This window comes from Rhizobium sp. N621, assembly GCF_001664325.1.
Lineage (GTDB): Bacteria > Pseudomonadota > Alphaproteobacteria > Rhizobiales > Rhizobiaceae > Rhizobium > Rhizobium esperanzae.
This window is the reverse complement of the sequence record NZ_CP013497.1, coordinates 230969-253823: the sequence shown is the minus strand read 5'-3', so window position 1 is coordinate 253823 and position 22855 is coordinate 230969. Positions and strand designations below refer to the sequence as shown.

Annotated in this window: 21 protein-coding genes and 7 pseudogenes; 18 read left to right on the top strand and 10 right to left on the bottom strand. The window is 57.8% G+C overall.

Going from position 1 to position 22855, the window contains the following annotated elements; translation table 11 throughout:
- Positions 1 to 345: 345 nt before the first annotated feature.
- Positions 346 to 702, bottom strand: a pseudogene (locus tag AMK00_RS32200) (IS3 family transposase); the annotation flags it as partial.
- A 93-nt stretch (positions 703 to 795) separates the two neighbouring features.
- Here AMK00_RS32200 and tssA point away from each other — a divergent pair.
- The 7 genes and pseudogenes from tssA to tssG all read left to right on the top strand — a co-directional run.
- Positions 796 to 1788: a type VI secretion system protein TssA gene (gene tssA, locus AMK00_RS23800; RefSeq protein ID WP_004680423.1), complete on the top strand. Its 993-nt coding sequence runs from the start codon at positions 796 to 798 to the stop codon at positions 1786 to 1788.
- A 35-nt stretch (positions 1789 to 1823) separates the two neighbouring features.
- A complete protein-coding gene (tssB, locus tag AMK00_RS23795) occupies positions 1824 to 2378 on the top strand; it encodes a type VI secretion system contractile sheath small subunit (RefSeq protein WP_016737476.1) in 555 nt (184 codons plus the stop codon).
- 2 nt (positions 2379 to 2380) lie between these two features.
- On the top strand, positions 2381 to 3868 hold the full coding sequence (gene tssC / locus AMK00_RS23790) for a type VI secretion system contractile sheath large subunit (RefSeq protein ID WP_004680425.1): 1488 nt from the start codon (positions 2381 to 2383) through the stop codon (positions 3866 to 3868).
- Positions 3869 to 3983: 115 nt separating this feature from the next.
- Positions 3984 to 4517, top strand: a complete 534-nt coding sequence (locus AMK00_RS23785) for an Hcp family type VI secretion system effector (protein ID WP_004680426.1) — start codon at positions 3984 to 3986, stop codon at positions 4515 to 4517.
- A gap of 86 nt (positions 4518 to 4603) precedes the next feature.
- Positions 4604 to 5107, top strand: a complete 504-nt coding sequence (tssE, locus tag AMK00_RS23780) for a type VI secretion system baseplate subunit TssE (protein ID WP_004680427.1) — start codon at positions 4604 to 4606, stop codon at positions 5105 to 5107.
- Positions 5107 to 6993 (top strand): type VI secretion system baseplate subunit TssF, encoded by a 1887-nt coding sequence (gene tssF, locus AMK00_RS23775; protein ID WP_008536039.1) that lies wholly within the window; start codon positions 5107 to 5109, stop codon positions 6991 to 6993. The genes tssE and tssF overlap by 1 nt, the downstream gene beginning before the upstream one ends.
- Positions 6957 to 7928, top strand: a pseudogene (tssG, locus tag AMK00_RS23770) (type VI secretion system baseplate subunit TssG); the annotation flags it as partial. The gene tssF and the pseudogene tssG, both read left to right, overlap by 37 nt.
- A gap of 105 nt (positions 7929 to 8033) precedes the next feature.
- On the opposite strand, the pseudogene AMK00_RS33615 reads toward tssG, so the two are convergent.
- Positions 8034 to 8171 (bottom strand): annotated as a pseudogene (locus AMK00_RS33615) (CoA ester lyase); the annotation flags it as partial.
- A 549-nt stretch (positions 8172 to 8720) separates the two neighbouring features.
- Here AMK00_RS33615 and AMK00_RS23765 point away from each other — a divergent pair.
- The 5 genes from AMK00_RS23765 to AMK00_RS23745 all read left to right on the top strand — a co-directional run bounded on the left by AMK00_RS23765 (position 8721) and on the right by AMK00_RS23745 (position 13493).
- On the top strand, positions 8721 to 10748 hold the full coding sequence (locus AMK00_RS23765) for a type VI secretion system Vgr family protein (RefSeq protein WP_004680430.1): 2028 nt from the start codon (positions 8721 to 8723) through the stop codon (positions 10746 to 10748).
- A 290-nt stretch (positions 10749 to 11038) separates the two neighbouring features.
- Positions 11039 to 11320 (top strand): hypothetical protein, encoded by a 282-nt coding sequence (locus AMK00_RS32710; RefSeq protein WP_064811999.1) that lies wholly within the window; start codon positions 11039 to 11041, stop codon positions 11318 to 11320.
- Between the two features lie 82 nt (positions 11321 to 11402).
- Positions 11403 to 12374 carry a hypothetical protein gene (locus AMK00_RS23755; RefSeq protein WP_064811998.1) on the top strand — a complete coding sequence of 324 codons (972 nt, stop codon included), beginning with the start codon at positions 11403 to 11405 and terminating at the stop codon, positions 12372 to 12374.
- Positions 12375 to 12900: 526 nt separating this feature from the next.
- Positions 12901 to 13206, top strand: coding sequence for a hypothetical protein (locus AMK00_RS23750; RefSeq protein WP_004680432.1), 306 nt, complete (start codon positions 12901 to 12903; stop codon positions 13204 to 13206).
- A gap of 23 nt (positions 13207 to 13229) precedes the next feature.
- Entirely contained in the window at positions 13230 to 13493 is a 264-nt protein-coding gene (locus AMK00_RS23745; RefSeq protein WP_016737473.1) for a hypothetical protein, read from the top strand.
- Between the two features lie 341 nt (positions 13494 to 13834).
- On the opposite strand, the gene AMK00_RS23740 is transcribed toward AMK00_RS23745, so the two are convergent.
- Positions 13835 to 14134, bottom strand: a complete 300-nt coding sequence (locus tag AMK00_RS23740) for a hypothetical protein (protein WP_016737472.1) — start codon at positions 14132 to 14134, stop codon at positions 13835 to 13837.
- 263 nt (positions 14135 to 14397) lie between these two features.
- Positions 14398 to 14853 carry a phasin gene (locus tag AMK00_RS23735; protein ID WP_010024976.1) on the bottom strand — a complete coding sequence of 152 codons (456 nt, stop codon included), beginning with the start codon at positions 14851 to 14853 and terminating at the stop codon, positions 14398 to 14400.
- Positions 14854 to 15288: 435 nt separating this feature from the next.
- Between AMK00_RS23735 and AMK00_RS33235 the strand changes: the two are divergent.
- A pseudogene (locus AMK00_RS33235) lies at positions 15289 to 15460 on the top strand (IS66 family transposase); the annotation flags it as partial.
- Between the two features lie 26 nt (positions 15461 to 15486).
- Here the strand turns inward: AMK00_RS33235 and AMK00_RS23730 are convergent.
- The 4 genes and pseudogenes from AMK00_RS23730 to AMK00_RS23720 all read right to left on the bottom strand — a co-directional run bounded on the left by AMK00_RS23730 (position 15487) and on the right by AMK00_RS23720 (position 17948).
- Positions 15487 to 15984, bottom strand: coding sequence for a helix-turn-helix domain-containing protein (locus AMK00_RS23730; RefSeq protein WP_237350492.1), 498 nt, complete (start codon positions 15982 to 15984; stop codon positions 15487 to 15489).
- Positions 15985 to 16082: 98 nt separating this feature from the next.
- Positions 16083 to 16541 carry a hypothetical protein gene (locus tag AMK00_RS23725; RefSeq protein WP_011053402.1) on the bottom strand — a complete coding sequence of 153 codons (459 nt, stop codon included), beginning with the start codon at positions 16539 to 16541 and terminating at the stop codon, positions 16083 to 16085.
- 136 nt (positions 16542 to 16677) lie between these two features.
- Positions 16678 to 16887 (bottom strand): annotated as a pseudogene (locus tag AMK00_RS33230) (DUF5372 family protein); the annotation flags it as partial.
- An 884-nt stretch (positions 16888 to 17771) separates the two neighbouring features.
- Complete coding sequence (locus tag AMK00_RS23720; RefSeq protein ID WP_004668584.1) at positions 17772 to 17948, bottom strand: DUF3606 domain-containing protein; 177 nt, start codon at positions 17946 to 17948, stop codon at positions 17772 to 17774.
- Positions 17949 to 18422: 474 nt separating this feature from the next.
- On the opposite strand from AMK00_RS23720, the gene AMK00_RS31280 reads away from it, so the two are divergent.
- Both AMK00_RS31280 and AMK00_RS32195 read left to right on the top strand, forming a co-directional pair.
- Entirely contained in the window at positions 18423 to 18617 is a 195-nt protein-coding gene (locus AMK00_RS31280; RefSeq protein ID WP_010068053.1) for a hypothetical protein, read from the top strand.
- Positions 18618 to 18675: 58 nt separating this feature from the next.
- A pseudogene (locus AMK00_RS32195) lies at positions 18676 to 18786 on the top strand (IS630 family transposase); the annotation flags it as partial.
- Positions 18787 to 18995: 209 nt separating this feature from the next.
- Here the strand turns inward: AMK00_RS32195 and AMK00_RS33225 are convergent.
- Both AMK00_RS33225 and AMK00_RS23710 read right to left on the bottom strand, forming a co-directional pair.
- Positions 18996 to 19173, bottom strand: a pseudogene (locus tag AMK00_RS33225) (IS630 family transposase); the annotation flags it as partial.
- Positions 19174 to 19345: 172 nt separating this feature from the next.
- The gene (locus AMK00_RS23710) at positions 19346 to 20257 is read right to left on the bottom strand and encodes a LysR family transcriptional regulator (RefSeq protein ID WP_064811996.1); all 912 of its coding nucleotides are present in this window, start codon (positions 20255 to 20257) and stop codon (positions 19346 to 19348) included.
- Positions 20258 to 20499: 242 nt separating this feature from the next.
- On the opposite strand from AMK00_RS23710, the gene AMK00_RS23705 reads away from it, so the two are divergent.
- The 3 genes from AMK00_RS23705 to AMK00_RS23695 are packed head-to-tail and all read left to right on the top strand — an operon-like array spanning position 20500 to position 22819.
- Positions 20500 to 21165, top strand: a complete 666-nt coding sequence (locus tag AMK00_RS23705; protein ID WP_029875813.1) for an ABC transporter permease subunit — start codon at positions 20500 to 20502, stop codon at positions 21163 to 21165.
- Positions 21166 to 21169: 4 nt separating this feature from the next.
- Positions 21170 to 21919: an ABC transporter permease gene (locus AMK00_RS23700; RefSeq protein WP_064811995.1), complete on the top strand. Its 750-nt coding sequence runs from the start codon at positions 21170 to 21172 to the stop codon at positions 21917 to 21919.
- 57 nt (positions 21920 to 21976) lie between these two features.
- A complete protein-coding gene (locus AMK00_RS23695) occupies positions 21977 to 22819 on the top strand; it encodes a transporter substrate-binding domain-containing protein (RefSeq protein WP_064811994.1) in 843 nt (280 codons plus the stop codon).
- Positions 22820 to 22855 lie beyond the last annotated feature (36 nt).

Here is a 22855-nt window from a genome sequence, read left to right as displayed (position 1 = left end):
TGCACGCGCGATGGCGCCGACACCCCCAAGAGCGATCGCCGAGGACGCCATCCACCTTATGCAGCAACTGGCGCGGAGGCGGCCGCGCGAAGACTTCGTAGTTGGAGGCCTTCAGGCTCACGTTTGCAACGGTACTCCGCAGGTTGCCCTTTGCAACGACTGCCCGACGATGTCAATTCAATCTGGCTGAGCTTGTACCGTCAAGTTTATCCAGTTTGGGGTTCGCTCCAGCGGTGGGTTGCGCATCTGCGGCGGCATCGGCGGGTTTAGGTGCGGAGACCATTCCGGCTGCGCAGCACTGCATCACGTCGCGGGTTGCCGATCTGGGCGAACTCTGCAGGGTTAGTTAGCCGAGGCCAGAGTGCTTGGCTTGCCACGCTCCTCGATAACCCGATCCAGTCCACAGGCGACCGCAGGCCGGAGAGCGAAGTATCGGCGACGAGAGTCCGGCTTTCCTCACGACCATCAGAAGCCTGAACCCGCGCCAACGATCATTGGCAGCCAGCGGGATCAACACCAACGCTTGCCTTTCGCTCGTTTCCGGCCACGGCGCTTGCGCATCGTGAGCTTCTCCTCCCGATGGACCCGGAAGAGCTTCTTGTTGTTCACAAGGTGTCCCTCGCGCCTGAGCAGCACATAGCTGCGTCAAGATCCGAAGCGGCGGCATTCACGCCCCAAGCATTCACGACATATACGAATGTCGATTGTGCATGAGCAATCGCGTCTGCTCATTGCTAAACATTGAGAAACAGAGGCGCGACGATCTTTTATGTCGGGAAAACTGGGATTTGGGTCATGCTCGATGCAGATCATCTATTAAAACCGATCAGCGACGGCAACGCATGCGGGGATGCTCTCGATTACGATTTGAGCTTCCTGGAGCTGGAGATAGCGTCGCATGGCAAGCCGCACCAGCAGATAGGCGACTCCATCGCCACCGAGGAGGCTCCCGATTGGACAGAGGTGTGGCGGCTTGGCCTCGACCTTTCTGCCCGCACTAAGGATCTAAGAGTCGGAATCTTGCTCACACGATCCGCCCTCAGTCAGTTCGGCTTCTCTGGTCTAAGTCGGGGGCTTGAGCTGCTCGCGGCCTATGTCGAGCTCTACTGGTCAGAGCTACATCCGCGACCGGATCCAGAAGATGACGAAGATCAGACCGTTCGCCTCAACGCTCTAGCGAGCCTCTGCGATCTCTCCGGGCTCTTGGCAGAAATACGCCAAGTCCCACTCACCTCCTCCAGGCAATTCGGGACTTTCACGCTCCGCGATTGGGCTGGTGCGCTACGGTCCCAATCTACGGAAATTGATCGTTCGACCATCGAGCACGCCTTCATCGACACCGATCCACTGCAGCTCGAGCAGATCAGCACTGGTCTCCACGCCAGCCTGGCAGCCGCCACCCATCTAGACGCGAGTGTTCGGCAGCACGTCGCGAGTGACGAGGCCGTTCGATTCGACCCTCTGATAGTGCTACTCACCCAGGCCAAGGATCTGGTCGACGCCCATCGGAAAAGGGCCCAGCCTGCAGCCCCGGCATCTCCATTGCCAGACTCTAGCAAGGCCTCTTACCCCGAAGTGATCCGCAACCGCGATGACGTTGTCGAAATTCTTGGCCGCATTTGCCACTGGTACCAGGTGAATGAGCCCGCGAGCCCGCTGCCAGCCCTCCTGGAGCGCGCGCAGCGACTTGTCTCGAAGGACTTCATGGCTCTTATCAAAGAGTTGGCGCCAGAAGGGGTTGCCCAATACCGTTCGATTGCCGGTCTGGCGGTCGGCGAGGGCACGTGACGTGCGCAATCTTCCCTATCAGGAGAGTGGAACACATGACAAAGGCGAGTAGTCAAAAGTTCATCGCGCGGGTTCGTCCGCCTCGCGTACAGATCGAATACGACGTCGAGACCTATGGCTCTCAGAAGAAGGTTCAGCTTCCCTTCGTGGTCGGCGTGATGTCCGACCTCGCCGGCAATGCTGCCGAGCCGCTTGCCCCTGTCGCGGAGCGCAAGATGATGGAGATCGATATCGACAATTTCGATGATCGGCTCAGATCGCTGAGGCCCAGGGTGGTGATGCGGGTGCCGAACCTATTGACCGGAGAAGGCCAACTCGCTGTCGACTTGACGTTCGAGCGGCTCGAAGATTTCTCGCCGGCGGCCGTGGCGCGCAAGGTCGACAGCCTTAGCAGGCTGCTCGAGGCGCGAACGGAGCTCTCCAATCTGCTGGCCTATATGGACGGTAAGAACGGTGCCGAAGAGTTGCTCACCCACTTCCTCGCGGATTCGGCACTGCTAAGCGCCCTCGGCAATGGCATCGAGACTGAGAAGCCTGATGCATTGGTTGCCGCTCCGCCATTGCCATCCCCAGACACAGAGGAGAACTGATCATGATGCCTGCAGATGCCACAGATGTACAGGTCGCCACCGTTGATCTCGGCGATTTCACCCGCATGCTTCGATTCGAGTTCAAGATCCGCTCGGACCACTCCCGTGACTTGGTGGAGAGTGCCGTCCGAACACTGGCCGAGCAGGCACTTCAAAACACGTCGCTAATCAGCGACGATGTCGTCACGACTATCCAAGCAATGATTGCTTCGATCGACCAGAAGCTTTCTGCACAACTCAACGAGATCCTCCATCACGAAAATTTCCAGCGCGTGGAATCAGCTTGGCGGGGCTTGCATCACCTTGCCATCAACACCGAAACCGATGAAACGTTGAAGATTCGCGTTCTCCCAGTTTCAAAGGTGGAGATGTCCCGAACTCTGCGGAAATATAAGGGTGTCACCTGGGATCAGAGTCCGCTATTCAAAAAAATTTACGAAGACGAATACGGCCAAATCGGCGGTGAACCCTATGGCTGCCTGATTGCCGACTACTATTTCGACCATACCCCACCGGACGTAGAGTTGCTTTCGGGACTGGCGCAGATCGCGGCGGCGAGCCACTCACCGCTTATATCTGCCGTCTCACCACATCTGCTGCAGATGGATTCTTGGCGTGAGCTTGCGAACCCGCGTGACATCACAAAAATCTTCCTCACGCCCGAACATGCCCCTTGGCGGGCGTTCCGCGAGAGCGAGAACTCTCGGTACGTGGCCCTGACCTTACCACGCACCCTTGGCCGGCTGCCCTACGGGGCCAAAACCAACCCGGTCGATGAATTCGCCTTCGAGGAGGACACAGACGGCGGCGACAGCGAGAAATACCTTTGGACGAACGCAGCCTACGCCATGGGCGTAAATATCACGCGCTCGTTCAAGCTCTATGGCTGGCTCTCCAGAATTCGTGGCGTCGAATCCGGCGGCCTGGTCGAGGGTCTGCCGGTACATACCTTCCGCAGCGACGACGGTGGCGTCGACCTAAAATGCCCCACTGAGATCGCGATCAGCGACCGCCGTGAGGCCGAACTGTCCAAAAACGGTCTTCTACCGCTGTTGCACCGCAAAAACACGGACCTCGGCGTATTTATTGGCGCTCAAACTATTAACAAGCCGGTCAAATACGAAGACCCCGACGCGTCAGCGAACGCCGAACTCAGTGCCCGGCTACCCTACATCTTCGCAACCTGCCGCTTCGCACATTATTTGAAGTGTATGGTCCGGGACAAGATTGGCACGTTCAAGGAGCGCCACGAGGTCGAGGAGTGGCTCAACCAATGGATTCAGGGCTATGTCCACCCCTCGCCCGAGCTTGGGAGCGAAGAGAGTAAGGCACAGCAGCCGCTCTCCTCAGCCGAGGTCAAGGTGGAAGAGGTCGAAGATAATCCCGGATATTACGTTGCGAGATTTTACATGCGGCCACACTACCAGCTCGAAGGCCTAACCATCTCTTTGAGACTTGTCTCGCGCCTGCCATCCGCCCGCAAGGACTGAGAAAACCCGCAGATGATTGTGCTCCGTTCTCGGCGCCAAAACTCCGGAATAGCTGCCCCGGGCTGGCCGATGCAATCCAGGCCCAATCAGATCAACGAGAAAAGGAAAGTCCATCATGGCGTTCGACGCGGTTATAAAATTCACGCAAGCGTCCAAGGACGGCATTTTGCCCAAGGGCGAATCTATCATTCTAAAGGACGGTATCACCCTAGCGGACGAATGGAGCTTTTCACTCGAAAACAAGCTGAACATTGGGCCTCATACCGCCGGGGCGGGCGCGGGCAAGGCCGAATTCGAGGTCTTCACTATCAAGAAGCAGGTGGATACGTCATCGCCCTCTCTGTACGTTGCCTGTGGTCGCGGCGCCCACTTCAATAGCGTCGAACTGAAACTTTTCAAAGCGACGGGGAGCGGACAAGCTACATCAGAATCGAACCTGTTCTTGCACTGGAGTTTCAACATGCTGGTAGTCGAGAAGGTCGAGTGGTCCTATGCGGAAGAGGCCCCCGAGGAGACGATCACATTCCGGTTCGGCGCCTGCAAGGTCATTTATTACAGGCAGGATGAAAAAGGCGCTCTTACCAAAGCCGGCGAGGGCATCTGGAACCAAATCGCGAACAGCACCGACTTCAATAGGCTCGTCGGCTGATGGGGCCATCGGCAACCCGGGAATATTCGGGGCTGCGCGCGAAAACGACGGATCGACTCGTCGCTATTGCACCTGGAGATTGTAACATGGGCAGAGATGTTAAGCGGGATCTCGTGCAACCATCCCTCCTGGACCGGCTTACGGACGATGAGCCGCGCAGCTCGTGTGAAGCGCAGGACAAGCGCAGCTTCTCTGTTCGCCAACTGGAAGAGGTGATTCTACGCGATGTTTCCTGGTTGTTGAACACCAATCAATTGGGTGCAACCGTAGATCTACAAGCGTACCCTCACGTAGCGGCCAGTGCACTTAATTATGGTGCCTGGCCTCTCAGCGGACAAATTCGCGAAGGGATGGATAAGAGCGCATTGCGCGAAGCGATAATCGAGAGCCTTCAGCGCTTTGAGCCGCGTCTCTTACCGGACACCCTGAAGGTCACGGTCCTGGACGATGGTCAGGGTTGCGGCACTTTTCGCTTTAGGATCGAAGCCGATCTGTGGGCGCAGCCGTTGCCGGTGCGAATGGTGATGCGTACGGAGGTAGATTCCGAGCTCGAATCCGCCCGCGTTCATCTCGGTACAGAGATAAGCTGATGGATCCCCGGCTCCTGCGACTGTACAACGACGAACTTGCTTATATGCGCGAGATGGGGGCCGAGTTCGCCCGCGCATTCCCGAAGGTCGCCGCCCGGCTCGGGATGGAATCAGCGGAGGTCGCCGACCCCTACGTCGAGCGGCTTCTGGAAGGCTTCGCTTTCATGGCGGCGCGGGTGCAATTGAAGCTTCAGTCTCGCTTTCCGGAATTCACCCAGCACCTCCTGGAGATGGTCTATCCGCATTTTCTACCGCCGCTCCCCTCGATGACGATCGTCCGTTTCGAGCCCGACCAGGATGCCGGACGACTTGAAAATGGATACCTCGTGCCGCGGGGAACCAAGCTTTTGGGCCGTCTTGCTCCGGGCGCCGTCACACATTGCGAGTTCCGCACGGCCCATGATGTGCATCTCTGGCCAATTGTGGTGAGCGCTGCCGATTATTTTTCGACGCCGGGGCAGATCGCCGCACTGGATCTTCCGGCCCGGCAAGATGCGAAGGCTGCTTTGCGACTACGCCTTCGCACCACCAATGGCATGCCGTTCAATAAACTCGGACTAGAGGCTCTCACACTGCACCTAACAGGCCCCGGTGGCATCGGCGCCGCACTCGCCGAACAGCTTCTCGGTGACGCATGCAATATCATAGCCCGTCCGGTCGGCCGGCCTATCCCTTGGCAGGAAAAGATTCCGGTTCATGCGCTGCAGCAACGCGGTTTGGAGCCGAGCTGTGCTCTCCTGCCCGAGGTGCCACGCTCTTTCGACGGGTACCGTCTCCTACAGGAGTATTTCGCCCTCGCGGAGCGGACGTTGTTCGTCGAGGTTAGCGGGCTGGCAGACGCAGTAGCCCTGTCAACTGCCGAGACCCTTGAGATCGTCTTCGCACTCAGACGTGTCGAGCCACGGCTGGAACGACAGCTCGGACCCCAAAATATCGTTCTCTTCGCAACGCCCGCGATTAATCTCTTCGAACGCCAGGCAGATCTCGTCCACGTGAGCGACAAGAACACCGAGCATCATGTGATTGTTGACAGGATGAGGCCGCTCGACTTTGAGGTCCACTCGATCCTCGAGATGAGCGGAGACGGGGCGAAAAACGAAGCGGCTCCCGTGAGGTTCTACCCGTTCTATAGCATCAGCGCGCACGGTCAGGAGGAGCAGCATTCCAGATACTACGCGATCCGCCGGGAGCAGCGCCTCATGTCGGAGCACCAGCGTCTAAATGGCGCGCGGACTGGCTACATCGGCAGCGAAACGTTCGTTTCTCTAGTTGATCGCCAAGCGGCTCCCTATTCGGCGGAACTCCGGCATTTGTCTGTAAACTGCCTGTGCTCGAACCGGGATCTGGCGCTGCTGCTGCCGATCGGCCGGGACGAGACAGACTTCACCCTGGAAATCGGCGCTCCAGTTACCGCCACCCGGTGCGTATCGCCCCCGAGCCGACCGCGCCACTCCTTCGCCAATGGCGATATCACTTGGCGATTAATTAGCCATCTTTCACTGAACTACCTCTCGATCAGCAATTCCGATAGGAACGACCACCGGGGCGCAGAAGCGCTACGTGAACTCCTCCGCCTCTACGTCGATCCAGTCAATGCCTTCGCCTCACGGCAGATCGACGGGATCCGGGAGATTCGGTCCAGGCCTGCGGTCAGGCGATTGTCCAGCGGTGGACAAGCCGCCGTAGCACGTGGGATTGAGGTTGGTATCATCCTGGACGAAGCGGCCTTCGAAGGCGTTGGCATCTTTCCGCTCGCCTCCGTGCTCAACCAGTTCTTCGCGAAATACGTATCCATCAACAGCTTCACCGAGATGGTCGTCTCGACGCTACAGCGCGGGGAGGTAATGCGATGGCCGACGATGGCCGGCCGCCGGGCGATCCTTTGATTTCGGGGGCACTCGGCGACTTCCTAAGCTCGCTCAGGGCCGAACCGCATGCCTGCGACTTCTTCCAGGCTCTGCGGCGGATCGATGCAATCTGCTCAGATCGGCCTCGGCTGGGAGAATCGAGCGGTCCCAGCCTGGATCGCGTGCGGATCGCCCAGCAGCCCTCCCTTGCATTTCCGACTCGATCGATCGCGGGCGTGACTGCGCACGAGGAGAACGACCCCGTAATCTCCACCTACGCCTTCGGCTTGTTTGGACCCCACGGTCCCCTCCCATTGCATCTGACGGAGTACGCCCTTCTCCGGCAGCACAACGCCGCGGATGAGACGCTGATCCGATTTGCTGATACCTTTCATCATCGAATGGCCTCGTTCTTCTTCCGCGCATGGGCGGAGGGCGAACCGACCGTGAGCTATGACAGGCCACAAGAAGATCGATTTGCCCTTCAGCTCGGCGCGCTAGCCGGCTTCGGGATGACCTCCCTGCGCGCGCGGGATGCTATGCCTGATCTGGCCAAACTCCACTTCACCGGCCGTCTCGCCTCACACACCCGCAACGCCGAGGGGCTCGCTGCCATCCTCGCCAGCTTCGTCGAGGCGCCGGTTGATATCCGTGAATTTGCCCCAAAGTGGGTGGATCTGCCCCGCATATCGCTCTGCCTCCTGGGCCGCGACCCGGCCACGGGCACGCTGAACAGCAACGCTATTGCAGGTGCGAGGGTCAGAGTGTGGCACCATCGGTTCCGACTCATTGTGGGTCCCCTCAGCCTGGCTCATTACGAATCGCTTCTGCCCGCAGCTCCCGGCCTTAAGTCGATAGCGGAGATCATCTGCAACTACCTTGGAGATGAACTTGACTGGGAGATTAACCTCGTTCTCCGTCAGGAGCAGGTCCCGGAAGTGCAGTTGGGTCGCTGCGGCAGACTCGGATGGTCCAGTTGGATGGGCAAGCGGAAAACGCGCCAGCACGCCGATGACTTGACAACTACCCCGACTGACCGGGGCCCACCGGCTGCCGCATGGCACTCTCCTGAAACGGACATCCATGATGCGGCGGGCCCGCTCGACCTTCTTTTCGGGCGGGGAGAAGATCTCCTTGGCGAGATCGATCTGGAACGGGTGAATGGCCCACGTAACCTCGATACCAAGTGCGGCGGCACGGCGGGCGGCGGCTTGGAAGGCCCGTTATGACAAGCATCGGAAGCTCGACTCTCTTCAGTAAGCTCAACGCAAACTGCAATGGGACCGCCAAGGCCCTTTGCAAAATTCGCCGTGACGCCTCTTTGGAACGTTATCGCCATTTTGACGCCCTTGAGGCTTCAGCAGCGGAGAGGCCTATCGAGCCGACGATCGCGGCGAAACTCGACCACCGTGGTTGTCCGCTCGGGCGCTGCGCCCTGGGCCTGGTTGAATCTTCCAGGAGACACGTCGTCGCTAGCACCGCCGGAATCCGCCAACTCATCGATGTTACAAGGCCGCATGGCGAGATTTGGGTGGGATTTAGCGTGGGTGAGTTCCAAGAGACCCACACGCTTTCTTCACCCCGCCCTCCCCCGCTTGGCTCTGACGATGCGGGCCAGCAAGACATCTTGGCTGAGCAACGGTCGGCGATTTCGATGCACGAAATAAACGCTTTTCGGCATCTTCGCCGATGGCTTCGGCAGCATCCTACTCACGCCATCGGGCGCAACCGCGCCTTCTCATCAAATCTGCGGAACACACACCACCATGGTCGAGTCAAGAATCGAGAGTCTCTTAAGGCACAATCGTTTTGTTGCGGTCACTTCGGCCGCGTCCGAGTTGAATGAAATCTCTCTCCGGCGGCTCAGTGGCACCGAGCGGCTGGGGGAACCTTTCCTCTACGAGGTGAAGCTCGCCAGCCGCAATCCAGTTCAGAACTTTGCTACGATCCCCGGTCAAAACCTGACAATCGGCCTTAAGCTCAAGGACTCGCAAACCCGCTTCTTCAACGGTGTTGTTACGCGCTTCCAATATCTCGGCCTCGACGATACCGAGCACCTCAACTACGTGGCGCAGGTGCGGCCGTGGATTTCATTGCTCGAGCATCGCTCTAACAGTCGGGTCTTTCAGAACAAGACGAGCATCGAGATCATCACCACGATTTTTCGAGAACATAAAGGCAATTTCAAGAATCAGACCGCCCGACGGTTCCCACAGCGCCCATATTGCGTCCAGTACGATGAAACGGATCTGGCCTTCGTCAGCCGCCTCATGGAGCAGGACGGCATCTACTACTATTTTGAACATGCTGAGGACCAACATGACCTGGTGCTGGTCGACAACGCCGCGAGTCACATGGCCTGCACGCCTGAGATCGTAGAGACCCACCACAATCTCAGGCCTGCCCGAAGTCTTTACCAAGAAGATGTCATCCTGCATTGGGACGAGGTCGTATCGCTACAGCCGAACAAGGTCGTTCTCAGGGACTATGACCATGAGAAGCCGATGGCAGAACTGACGTCTGTCGCGCGTGTTCCTCCCGTGAGGACAGGCGGCATTCCGCCATGCAAGCTCACGGGAAGCGCCATCACCCGACCGCGGGAGAGCGTGGCGGTCAGAACGGGCGAGACCTCGTCGGCAAGCAGCGGCTGCACGGCAATGCGGGAGGTCTTCGAGTATCCAGGCCAGTATACAAAAAAAAGCGATGGTGATTTCTACGCCACCATCCGTGCCGAGGAACTCGCCTGCAACGCTTATCGCGCGCGGATCGAAAGCACTGCGCGCCAGATAACGACCGGGTCATTATTCAAGGCGGCAAATCCCTTCTACTACGGCCAGGTCGGTTCCCGCCCGAAACCCACCGATCGCTTTCTGGCAGTCGGACAGGACTTCACTGTCATCGGTGAGGTGGGGGACGATCTCACTGCGGACACCGTGGGGGGGAAGGGCGAGCGGTTCCTCTATCACAGCAACGTAGAGATTATCCCCGCGACCACCCAGTACCGACCGAGGCGCCGCACACCGGCGCGGTTGATTCACGGACCGCAGACGGCCGTCGTCGTGGGCCCCGAGGGCGAGTCAATCGCGACGGATAAGTACGGCCGTGTGAAGGTTCAGTTCTTCTGGGACCGAGAAGGCGGAAAGAACGAGAACAGCTCCTGCTGGATTCGGGTGGCCCAGAACTTCGCTGGTAAGGGTTTTGGCAACCTGGTCGTCCCACGGATCGGCCATGAGGTCGTGGTTGATTTCATCCACGGCAATCCCGACACGCCCCTGGTGACCGGCGTCGTATACAATGGCTCAAATCTGCCGCCTGAAACCCTGCCGACCGACAAAACGCGGTCGACCTTCCGGACGCATACCGATGGCGGCGCCGCTAATGCCTACAATGAACTGCGCTTTGAGGACAAGCAGGGCCGTGAGGAGGTCTATTTGAAGGCCCAGAAGAATCATACCGTCGAGGTCGGGAATATCTACAGCATCGACGTCAAGAGACACTTCCTCCTGACCTCGGGCGGCGCCGCGCCCGACTCCCCTGCCGCAGCGGCCTTAGGTAGCCGCGTCGAGGTAACACCCGACAAGATCCGCCTTGTAGTATCGGGCAGAACCGGCCCGCAGGCCATCGAAATCAGCGGCGATGGGATCGCCATTATCGGCACGATGATTGGCGTTATGGCAACGCCTCCGCGGCTCGGGTCCATCGTCTCCATGCCGCCGCCGACACCGGGTCCACCCACGCCGTCGATAATGAAGCTTATTGCGACACTCGGGCTGCCGCCTGTTACGCCCGAGTGACACGATGTCAAGGTGAACTGGTTCTGGGCCTCGGCTGTCCGGAAGTCGTTGCCTTTAAGTCGGCAGGGCCCTGCAGGCGTAGAGAAAAAGCGTAACGGCTTCGGCGTCGTAAGCTGACCTACCAAATCAACGTGACACTGCGAGATTGCCCGAAAATGAGGAAAGGTTATCGCGCGTGAGCGTTTGTTCCGGGAACTTGCGCCTCAGTTAGATGGAGTTGCCACGCGAAATCGGCCGCAAGCGGCTCCAAATGCGTCTGGTTTAGGTCTCCACCAAGCTGGAACTGGTGGATGAAATACCTTTATCACTCGGCGTCACGAAATTGCGATCAGGGCGCGGGCGGCGCAAAAATCAGCGTTCTCGATCTGGGCGTTACAGCGCTGCTTTGCAGGGCGGGCTCTCGCCTCGAAGCGCTTCTGGCGGAGCGTGGCCGCCTCGAGCAGCAGTCGAAGCCTTTCACCATGCTCGAAGGTGTCTCGCTTCTATTTGCGTTTGGGATTGTTCAACGTCGCGATAAAAATCATGCGCTGTCCAGCTCGAGGGAGGACGCTGGCCATGCCCCCGAAGCATAACGGGATACGAATTTGGTATTGGAAGGAAAGGTCGCGACGGAAGTAACATCAGCAGTGACGCAATGACCTAAGGAACGACGCAATGTACGGCAGAAGGCAGGAGGGTGTTGGCAATAGTTCCGAACACGGCGGTGAAGACACCTTTAACTGGGTTGAAGGCTTGACTGGCTCCTCGTCCGGCGAAGCGGCACTGAAAGAAATTTTACTGGCCTGGGCGGAAGACGGGCAGCAGGAGCAGGACGAGGACCGGCACGAGGCAATGGCACGGATCGAGGCCTGGACGGAAACCCGCAATTTTCGTGCCCCCCTGAACTTAGCATCGCTGTCCCTAACGGCACTGCCCCCCACCTTACCGGCCGGCCTCCAGCGGCTCAACGCCAATGACAACCGGTTGGGCAGGCTGCCCAACAACCTCCCGCCCGGTCTGCGAAAGCTCTCTGCCTGCGACAACCAGCTGACCACGCTGCCTGAGGTTCTTCCGGACATGCTCGAGACGCTCTACGTCGACGGCAACCGGCTGACCAGATTGCCGAACGAGCTTCCTTCCCGACTAAAGTATCTCTACGTCAACCACAACCGGCTGACCAGTTTGCCCGATAACCTGCCGCCTGAGCTCAGGGAGCTTCATGTCACCCGCAACGAAATCGCGCACCTGCCGGAGAATCTCCCCCTCGAATTGACGGATCTCCGCGCCGAACTCAATAATATAATTCGCCTGCCCGAGCGCCTTCCTGCAAAGCTCACGAGGCTCGAAGTCCCTCACAATGAACTGACTAGCCTACCCGAGGACCTCCCGGCCACCCTAAAGTGGCTCAGCACCGACAGTAATGAACTGACCCACCTGCCCCCTAACCTGCCGAGGGGGCTGGAGGAGCTTAGCGTTCGTGGAAACAACCTGAGAGGACTTGGCGACGGGCGAACTGCACTGCCGTACATTCTGTCGCAGCTTCCGCCTCATTGCAAAGTGTACCTGAATAACAATCCGCTGCCAGATCGACTGCGGGCGCACCTCAGCGCGCAAAGCGGGACGAGCCTTCCGCAGATCTTTTTGTGATGCTGCCTGACAAACGGGCCAAACTAGGTCCCTGCGTTTTGAGTAAAAGGCCTTTTGCCGAAGCCATGGCGGTGGGGTGCAGGCCAGGTATGACGCGTGCGGATCAAAAACAATGAGTTTGCAGGTTTATGCCGCTCGCCGGAATGTGTTGAGTTGTGGAAGCAACAGACGTCTCGCTGAAGACTATGGCCGGAAAGCCCAGGCTCGGCACTTGTGTCCTTCGGGCGACCTTGCATGCGAGCCAGTTCGTACAAAGGATTACCCGCTATCGCGTACCAGGAGGTGCGACGCTTACGGCCTAGAGGCATTGCCGCCGGTTGGAACGTTCGGAAGCTGGACCCAGATTTCAACAGGCCTCAAGCGCATCCACCATTTCCACATGGTCCACCCCCAGCATCGCGTATTCGTTGATCTAACTACCCGAGACTCCAGCCTACGGGCCTATTTGCATTCGTCGGCGATCGACGACTCTGTCGCCTATTAGTTGAAATAGAGTTTTCGTGGCGAGCCAGCAGAGGAACAGCCCATGGATGAGAAAAACAGCCCCATTGTTTGCATCTCGGGTGTAGACGAACGAAAGCTCGGCGCCGCTCTAATCGCGGTCCAATCGGCATTTAGTGTCGCGATTGCGGAACTATCGAAGCTTCACAAAGGGAACAGTCCTCAGTGGTTCGAAGACCTGGAGGAGGTGGTAATCGCTAACGCAAAAGGCACAGTCACCGAGGGCATCTCGCTGGATGTCGAGGTGGAAAGCCTCAAATTCGGCATCGACGTCCTTCGGGCGATCTTAGATGTCAGCCGCGTTGAGCTAGGCTTTGCCGCAAAGGAATAACCTTTCGCCCAAACGAGGTCTCGATGCTATTGGCGCCGGAGATGTTCGATGCACACTCGAACCTTCGCATGAGTACCGCGCTCGTCGCCAAAGTCGCCCGCATCGTCACCAAATGGTATGGCCGTCCGACAAACCAGGAGGTCTTGCCGCAGATGATCGACGATACGACCTATGCATGGCGCACCGGCGTTTTTGAGGCAACGCGCGTTTTCCATGCGGAAGACCCGGGCGGACCAACCTTCATCGGGGGCAATTTGCGCAAGCCGGACTCCCATGGAAGACAATAACTTGTCGGACGCTGGGCGCACGAGACTGAGGGACTCAGCGTTGAAGATGTGCCGACAAGCTCGGCATTAGCGATGCACCCTGTATAGCGGGCAGCGACCGCCTTGCCATGCTTGAAGATGCCCTGAGCCGACACGCCCACAGTTGATAAAGATGTCGACTCAGTACCGCCGGCCGCTCCTCACCTTCTACCTTGCTGAGCCGCCAGCCATTGCGGCTCGTGGCAAGGATTTTTCGGACTCTTCCCGAGAATATGCACAACGCGACGCAGCGCTTGTCGACCCGCTGTTTCGTGAAGTTTGCGCTCGCCAGGAAATGGTGCGTGATGAGCCCTTTGTAAGAGTCACCCTTGCGCCGGCAGTCCGAGACCTCCCCGTTCATCTGGTTCGTCGTCTGGAATCGCAATCGATCGATGATCGACCTCCGCCCCTTCGTCGCAGGGATACACATCAAGTGGATTTGACCTGGACAGCGACCGCTCGCGCTGGAGCGCCGAATACCGGCGGCGCATTTCACCGGACGCAATCGACCCTGCCGTCCAAAGAGCGACCAGTTCCATGAAACCCGGGTCTTCATCGATCCGGATTCCTCGCGCCTTCCAACGCGCGATGACCCGCTCGGCTATGTCCCTGCGTGAATCCATTACCACTTCCCTGCCCCCTGCCCCCTGCCGCCTACGCGGTTAGATACCAAGATGGTGGGTTCTTCGCCAGTTCAAACCGTCCAATATGTCACGCCGGCCGCCCGCGATCCGTTTTCAGGAGCTTGTCAGCTGGAGCTATCGAGATCGCAGGACACACTTTCCAGCTCTCTCCCGACCTGATGGTCCCCGTCACCATCTTTTCCGTCCATGAATAAGGTAGGCCGCCCCCGATCAGTCCAGGCGATTTAAGTGCGAGTCCTCTTTTACGTCGCCTTGAGGTCCGTCAGCACCTTGTCAAAAGCATCCTTGACCGGCTTTGAGATTTCCTCCACCGCCCTGCTTGAGAGCACCCGGACTTCCTTGGCGTGCTGCAAACTTGTCTCAACCCGCTTGCGGAAAAAGGTCGACTGCTGTTCGAGGATCTGCGACGGCGAATTGGCGCCCAGCAAAGCTTGCAAATGTGAGAAGCTGGCCTCGGCGTCGGCCTGCAGTGCAGCGATCGTCTTCCACCACAATTCGTTGCCGAATAGACTTGTCGTTTCGAGGATCGGAGGCAGCATTTTCTGTGTCGCTTCAGCGCCGGACGCAAATTTCAAAAAAGCCTCTGTCACCTTCTTGTTCCCCTTTTCAACAGATGCGCCGAACTGATCTGGCACCTTGAGCGACGATGACCCCGGGTTTTCGATCGTTTCAAAGGATCTTTCGGAAATCTTGGTCATTGCATTTTCCTTCTCTTTGAGTTGGTTGCAAGCTGTGACATCGGGATTGACCCTTCCGCCGGCGGATGCATGGCCGCTTGGTAGAACGCGGATCCGATGACGAACGGTCAGGTGGCCTCCGTTCCGTTCGTTTCATGAACCGGCATAATGCAGACTGCTTTCTGCCGCTTGTAACCAGGGATCAGCAAACACCATGCCAACTGCTCCGACGCGCCAAGAAGATCATTTTCTTTTATCAATGGGCGGGTTGAGGGCAGGTTGATGTGTATTTGACGGAGAGACCGGCGAACAAAACGTTCCAATCACGACAAACCTGACAAAAGTGGCGGATGCCCGACATTTGCGAGAAATGTCGACGGTTGCGCTGGGGACAAGGGAATTCACGTGGACTTCAAATCGCGCCAAGGATCATGTGCCTGTTCGTGGCTAAGGGGCGTTACCCGGAAAATCAAAACTCGCGGAGCTCTCCGCTATTCCATATCGCGCCGCGATATCTTCGAGCGCTTCCTGAAAGACGGCCGCGTCGAAGTGGACTCCACATGTTGAGCGGGCAATCAAGCCCCAGGCGTTAAGAAAAAATAGCCTGTTTGCTGAAGGTGACGAGGGCGCGACATACTCCTCATCTGATGATGTCTATAAAAGAGGATTTTGAACCGGATCCTGAGATATCGGACGCCGGGATCGCCTGGCATCGGCTTCGCGGCGCACGGTTTCGTGTTGAAGGTCGGAAAGCTGGATGATCCACGGCGCTCCGGTGCATAACTGGCGAGCGGGAAGGACACCGCTGCTGACCATCCGGTAGGCGGTAGCTCGACTCACCTTTAGAATGTCGGCGGCCTCGTCGAGGGTTCTCTCACCGCGTTCGGCCCGTTCACCTTCTCGATAGACGGAGATGCCGTGGATGTTGCGAAGACTGCAGACGTGGCTTCGCGTCCAGCTGGCGCCATGCCCTGTCCGCTTGCCGGATCGATTCAAGATCGCTGCGATCGACAAATCGGGCAACTGGCTCGCCAAGTTGCGAACGAGATCGACAACATCAGCCTTAACTGCCCAGCGGGTCTGGCCGATCTTGTTTTTCTTCACCGTCATCCGGGTGTGATCGCCACCCTGCCAATGAATGACGAGCGCCAATGTGTCGTCAACGGTATCGACAATGATTTCTTTGATCAGCAGCCGAATGATCTTTTGGCGTGTCTCGATAGACGCGTCGGGACCTGTGCCATGCCTTACTATAGATCGCTACCGAGCATCATCAATCTTGTACGGTCGTCGGCCGATAAAGCAGGCGTGTTACGGTCGGTCGAGAGCATCTCGAACTGGACCTCGAGATCACGCAATAGGATCAGCTTCTCATTCCAGCGCCGCTCCAGTTCGCCGGCGACCAACCGATTGCCCGGATCGACAGCATCATACTGGCGGCGCGCCCTGGCAGCCTCGTATTGTGCTTGCTTGATTAAGTTCTCGAGTTGCTGTTGATTGTCGCTATGACGCTGCGTGTGCGCCTCCATTGCCCGCAAGGCCGCCTCGATTCCCAGAGGTTGCAATCGCTCGAGCACCTCCTGCGCCACGGCCCGATCGACCCGCATGCCGCCGAACCCGATACAGTTGCCGACCGCCATGGCGCCGAACGTGCCGCGACAAACATATCGCTGCGTATTGCCGCCTTTCCCGGAGTATTGAATGTGCAATCGGCGACCGCAGCGACCGCAACGGAATAGTCAGGCAACAAAGCTTGGCGCGCAGTTCAACGAGTTTGGTTGCCGAAAGGCGCGGCGCAGCTACGATCTCGATCGAACTTGCCGCAGGATCAAACATCCATGCCGGAATTTGAAATGAACCACCGTGTGCCAGAATGAGCAGATAGTGAACGCCTTCGTGCTCATGGCTGCCGGTTACCAAGACGGTTTGGTCAACCAGTGGATGGAAGGGATAGGTGACCCTTGCTTCAAACGTCGGAAATCCGGCATTATGAACCCGGCTCGGAAGGCGGCGGCAGGACTTGGGCGACGATCGCGACGCTGCTTCAAACTGCATTTTGCCGCGCGCGGCAAAAGCACGTTTATACTGACCAGCAAACTATGCCGATTAACCGACTTTGCCAACGTTTCCGGCACCATAGCAGCCGCCTAGTCGGCATAGCTTAGGGTCTCTCCGTCGCGAAGGAGAGGACACATGAACGCAACTCAGGATCGCATCGCCCTATGCAGGAAGCTAGTCTACAGTCCACATCGGGACGACGATGCACGTGGCACTCGCTAAGCCTGTTTCGGGATCTGATCGACTGGCATGTCGGCAATGGAATACTCCGCAGGATTTAAGCGAGGTTCACGTCGACCGCTTCCCTGAGCATCGTTTCAAACACTGGAGACCCGACTCGGGCGATTGATCGGCGCTCCGCCGCTCGCCTTTGGCGTTACGGGAGAATGGCTTAATACCGACCGCGCTTCCTATTCAGCGCAGTGAGCACGAGAAGATCGACGATGCTGGCCGGTCCCAAAAACGGGATGGCAGCTTCTAGAAGTCGATTGAACGGACCGGTCGGGACCGGCGTCCGCACGCGGTGCCCCACGGTCTGTGGGCCTCTGAATTCTGTTCTGCAGGTAAAGTCAGCCGACGCCGTCGCGTATCGCGACTTTGGAGCTCGTTGGGTTCGCTCGCCAGCCCCTTCCTCATGCGATGCGGCTCCGCCCCTTGCAAGAAACGCTCCGGCGTCCCAATACTTTTGGCTTTGCTCGACGGCGCTGTATCCCGCAGCTTCGATAGCCTTGCTCCGAAACGCTTCCTGCGGGGTCGTCAACTCCTGCAGTCAGGCGCCTTCCGCCGCTGCGTTATGATCCGTCGGAGCCAGACTTTCAGCGGCTGTTTCCGCCGCTGACTTTATGGCTGCGGACCCTCACGGTTGAACTCTCCAACCCGGATTAGTGCCGGTCGAGTTCGGCTTCGACCTTCTTGCGACTGTTGCCTACGTTCTTCACGGTCTTCTTCACCGCTTCCTTGGAAATGCCTTCCTTCCGGGCTTCGTACTTCACCTCGTGATCCTGACCACCTGCGACGCGAGCACGATCCTGGCTGCGGGCTTTGGATGTGGTTGCCATGGTGAGATCCTCCTAATGTCGGTCCTTACGAACGGGCGCCGATTCAATAAGTTCCGGCCTCCGTTATGGTGAGGCGCGCTTCGGCGATGTCGCGGACGCGCTGCACATGGCCTCGGGCGAGATGGTTCACTTCGACGATGAGATCGCGCAAGGCATATCTGCGACCGCAGTTAATCAGTAGCGGACAATTCTTCCCAGGCAGTTGGTACGGCTCGTCGTGTGCCTATGAGCAAACCCATGGATTGATTGTCATAGAAAGCAGGACTAGAACAACAGCGCTAATGCAGGAGCGCTCGGCATCCGAACGCAGAACAAGATCGCGGCGGAAGCCACGCAAGAGCGTCGTCTGCGAAGAGAAACCAAGCGGCTCGGCAGGTTGCGGCTAACCTCTGACCGAGTCGGCACCACGAAGGAGCCAACCCATCGGGGACAGATCCCCCTCAGCCGCTACATCAACGTGATTTGGAGTTTGGAATGGATCAATTTGCTACCGCCGACAACACCTCCGCAGCCGCTCGTCGCCGCGAAGCCAGGATTGCGAAGGGCTACAGCCTTGAGGACCTGGCCATCGCCACCGGACTTACGGTCGAGGAAATCGCAGCGGCCGAGGAACCCCTTCAGATCGTGCCTCAGCACCACCTCGAGCGCATTGAGCATGTGATCTCATAGCTTCCGTCGCCACCGGCACGCGGTCCCGGTTTAGGGGCCGCAGTCAACCACGGAGGGCGCGGAACGAAAGATCGATGCTCTATGGGACGTCCTAGGCGCATTGATGCTCCGCTTCACGCCGACAGAATGCGCAAACTACTCCAGGGCTGCTGGATATGAGCCGGATTGAACAGGATTTGCTCTAGTCGATATTGCGTCCAATTGAAGTGTCATCCGCCATTTTAAGATAACTGCAGAATCACTTAAAGAGAACATGGCACCAATGATCGCACAAACAACCGGTCCGCTTCTGCCAACCGACGCAGTTCCGATTGTCGCGATGTTCTTCTACGATATGGTGCAACTATCTGCTCGGTGGCTTAGGTAAGCCACCGCCGTTCGCGGCTTGTGGCTACTCATCCTGCCGGGCTGCGCTGTCCGTCGCGTCACGCGCCGCACCCAATCGATCGCGATGCTGATGCCAATGCGGAAGCGCTTGGACGCCGCCCGGCACCACACCCCTCCTGTATCACCGCTTCTACAACTTCTCGCGGTTATTCGAAACAGGTCTCGCCATCCAGCTCAGCCTCCTGACCGGCCAGAAGGATGAATCTGACTTGCGTCATAGGGAATCCTTCTCACGGGTCTACCTAAATCATCCCGCTCTAAGCTTACGCGCACAACTCGCGGTTCAGCATGAACTCGCAACATCTGTTTTACGGTGCGAGGGTCATACCTCGATGCGATCGTCAAGCAGCCCGATCTGTCAAAGCCGCGACTATCTCTTCCAATGCAAATCTTAGGCTATCACTCAGCTTTCGATCTTTTTGCCAAACGACGACGTAGTGATATGTTGCCCCTGGCTGAAATTCGCGGAATGCAACGTCGAATTCAGCATATTCGCTCGCAATGATCTCGTTCGTAATCGAAACGCCGATCCCTGCCATGACATAGCCAATGTCATGGCCATTGGCGTCATATTCCACGGCGATGTCAGGAGCGGTTCCCATATATCGAAGGGCATTGACGCTCATTTGGTGAGAGGCAATTTGCGGGTCGATATCGATGATCGCCTCACTAGCAAGATCTTCGGCAGTGACAAGCTGCTGTGCCGCAAATCGATGGTTGGCCGGAAAAAGACATACGTTGGTGGCCGAGCCGACCGGCATCCAATCAAGGATGCGCTCGTCAAGAGGCAATCGGGAGATGCCAAGATCCGAGCGGCCGCTTAACACGTGATCTGCGATCTGCTGATACGTTCCTGTTTTCACCTGGACAGCGTAAGAGCGGCTCCTCTCCCGGATCCCTTTGACCACCTTCGGCAAAGTGGCAAAGGAGAAAGCACTTGGCGCTGCGATGCCGATCATTCGAGTATCATTGTTCCGCAGGAAGTCGATTGAGGGCCCAATCCGATCAAGTCCGGCGAACGCCGCATCGATTGTGCGTAGAAATTCCCATGCCTTGACGGTTGGTATCAACCTGTTGTTTTCCCGGCGGAAGAGCGCGAAGCCGACAGTCTCCTCTAGCTGCTTGATGTTTTGGCTGACCGCCGGCTGGGTTATTCGCAACATCTGCGCTGCGAGCCTTTCCGAGCCGGCGCGCATAACCTCCCGCAATATTTGAAGGTGGCGGATCTTCACTCCGGATTCGGTGATTTCCATGGCCGGGAATCTCAATCGTGGTCGAGCGACGCGCCTCATAAGTAGCGCTTATTGAAACTTCCTGAATCTTATAAATTGACGACGGCAAGTCAAAGTATATTTTTGAAATACGGCGAACTTAGAGCGCTGGTTAAGCTAATAAATCCAATCTACCCTCGGTTAAATCTCGGCAAGCTCTTAGTATATGTCGGGAGAATACCTTTCCGATTTCGGTGCGCTCGCAAGAATATTGGAGACTTGCATTGTACGCATTTGTAGATCAATTTTTATCTGGATTGAAGAATACACTTTTAGTGTTTGCCTTGAGCTGCGCTTTCGGGACCCTATTAGGTTTGCTTATTGCCGTTCTCCGCAACTCGACCCGCAAGTCGGTTTCATCGTGCATGCGGGCCTACACGGGCATCATCCGGGGTGTTCCGGAACTTCTGATCATCCTCCTAACGTATTTCGGCGGAACCGCCCTTTTGAGCGCGATTGCCGGTGGCTACATCGAGATTAATGCATTTGCGGCCGGTGTCGCGGCACTGACCGTCGTGTTCAGTGGGTACGCCGCGGAAATATTCCGTGGTGCGATCAACGCGGTTGCACCAGGCCAACGAGAGGCTGCAGCAGCGCTCGGGCTTTCGAACTCGCAGATTTGGTTTCTGATCATCATTCCCCAGATGATCCCGATCGCTCTGCCGGCATTCTGTAACCTCTGCATCTCCTTGATAAAGGATACATCGCTGATTTCCGTCGTCGGGCTGACGGATGTCATGCGCGTCGCCTATATAGGCGCAGGCTCACTGCGCGCTCCACTCCCCTTCTATCTCGCAGCGTCTGCAATCTACCTCGCCCTCACAAGCCTGTCGCTTCTTTCGTTCCGGTTATTGGAGCGCCGCTATTCGCTCCCGGCGATGAAAGGTTGAGGCAATGAGCATGACCATCGCGCTTGAAGCGTTTCTCACCCTTCCCCGCGGCCTTCTTCTCACTCTGGTTCTGACATTCGCATCGCTTGCCGCAGGCTTCGCCGTCTCGGTCCCGCTCGCCTTCCTACGGGCATCATCAAATCCGTGGGCTTCCGCGTCCGTGCTGGCATATACCTATGCGTTCCGCGGCACGCCACTTCTGGTTCAGCTTTTCCTGATTTACTACGGGATTGGCCAGCTTCCCCTCGTCCGCCAAAGCTTTCTATGGGCCGTGATGCGAGAGCCGTTCTGGTGCGCCTTCATTGCTTTCACCCTGAACAGCGCCGCCCATACGACAGAAGTTCTGCGCGGCGGGATCCAGGCGGTCCCGCGTGGGCAGATTGAAGCGGCCAAAGCCTTGGGCCTTTCCCGTTTCCACACTGCCAGTCTTATCGTGTTCCCTTTGACCCTCAGGATCGCTCTTCCCGCCTATGCAAATGAGGTGGTTGGAATGCTGAAGGCAAGCTCCCTTGCAAGCACCATCACGCTGCTTGAAGTGACCGGGCTCGCCCGACAGCTGGTGTCGGAGACATTCGCCCCATACGAGGTCTTCATTGCCGCGGGGGCTTTCTATCTGCTGCTTACCCTCTTGATCACGCAAGGTTTCCAGATGCTGGAGACGCGTTGGACGCCGACGGCAAACCGTCCACCGCCGGCGCAACCTGTACCTCGAAGAGCGAACGGAAAGCCGCCTCTCGCCTCGGCTGAAACTTGACGCCAGCCCACATCCCGGACGCCAACAATCAAACTCAGCAATGAAAGGAACATCGTCGTGAAACGAACACTTCTGCTTGCCCTGTCTCTTGTCGTCTGCGCCAACAACGCGGGAGCAATGGACAGGAAGACACTGACAATCGCCTCTGAAGGTGCTTCGCCGCCCTGGAATGCCATCACCCCCCAAGGGGAGCTCGCCGGCTTTGACATCGACGTCGGCCGCGATCTTTGCCGGAGGATGAAGTTCGAGTGCACTTTCGTGCCTCAGGACTGGGACGGAATCATACCGGCGCTCACCGTTGGAAAGTTCGATGCCATCATGTCGGGGATGGCGATAACTGAGAAGCGGAAGAAATCGATCGCTTTTTCCAAGCCCTACGCCGGAGGTTTCAACCAACTCGTCATACTCAAAGATCTCGATCTTCCGCCCACGGATACGTCGGCCGAGCTCGACCTCACAACTATCGATCCTGAAAAGCAGGCAAAGATCGAGGAGCTTCGAGCCGCTCTCAACGGCAGAACTTTAGGCGTATTGCGATCATCGAATTCGGAAGCGGTGCTCAATGAACTGTTCGGAAAGGTCGCGACGATCAGGAGCTACGATTCCCAGGACAACATGCATCTCGATCTCGTAGCTGAGCGCATCGATGGCGGCCTTGCCGACTATTTCACCTGGAAAGCCTTCCTCGACAGCACGGATGGCGGCATTGCAACGCTCTACGGCCCCCAGCTCTCCGGTGGCCTCTGGGGCCCGGGTGTCGGCGTCGGACTTCGGCAAGACGACGGCGAACTGGTTGCGGCATTCGACAGCGCCATCGAGGCCGCCACGAGCGACGGAACCCTGAAGCGGCTGAGCGAGCAATGGTTCAAGATCGATGTTTCGCCGCAGACATCGAACTAGACACTGGCTCTACGACACGCATTTCCCCCGAAGCCA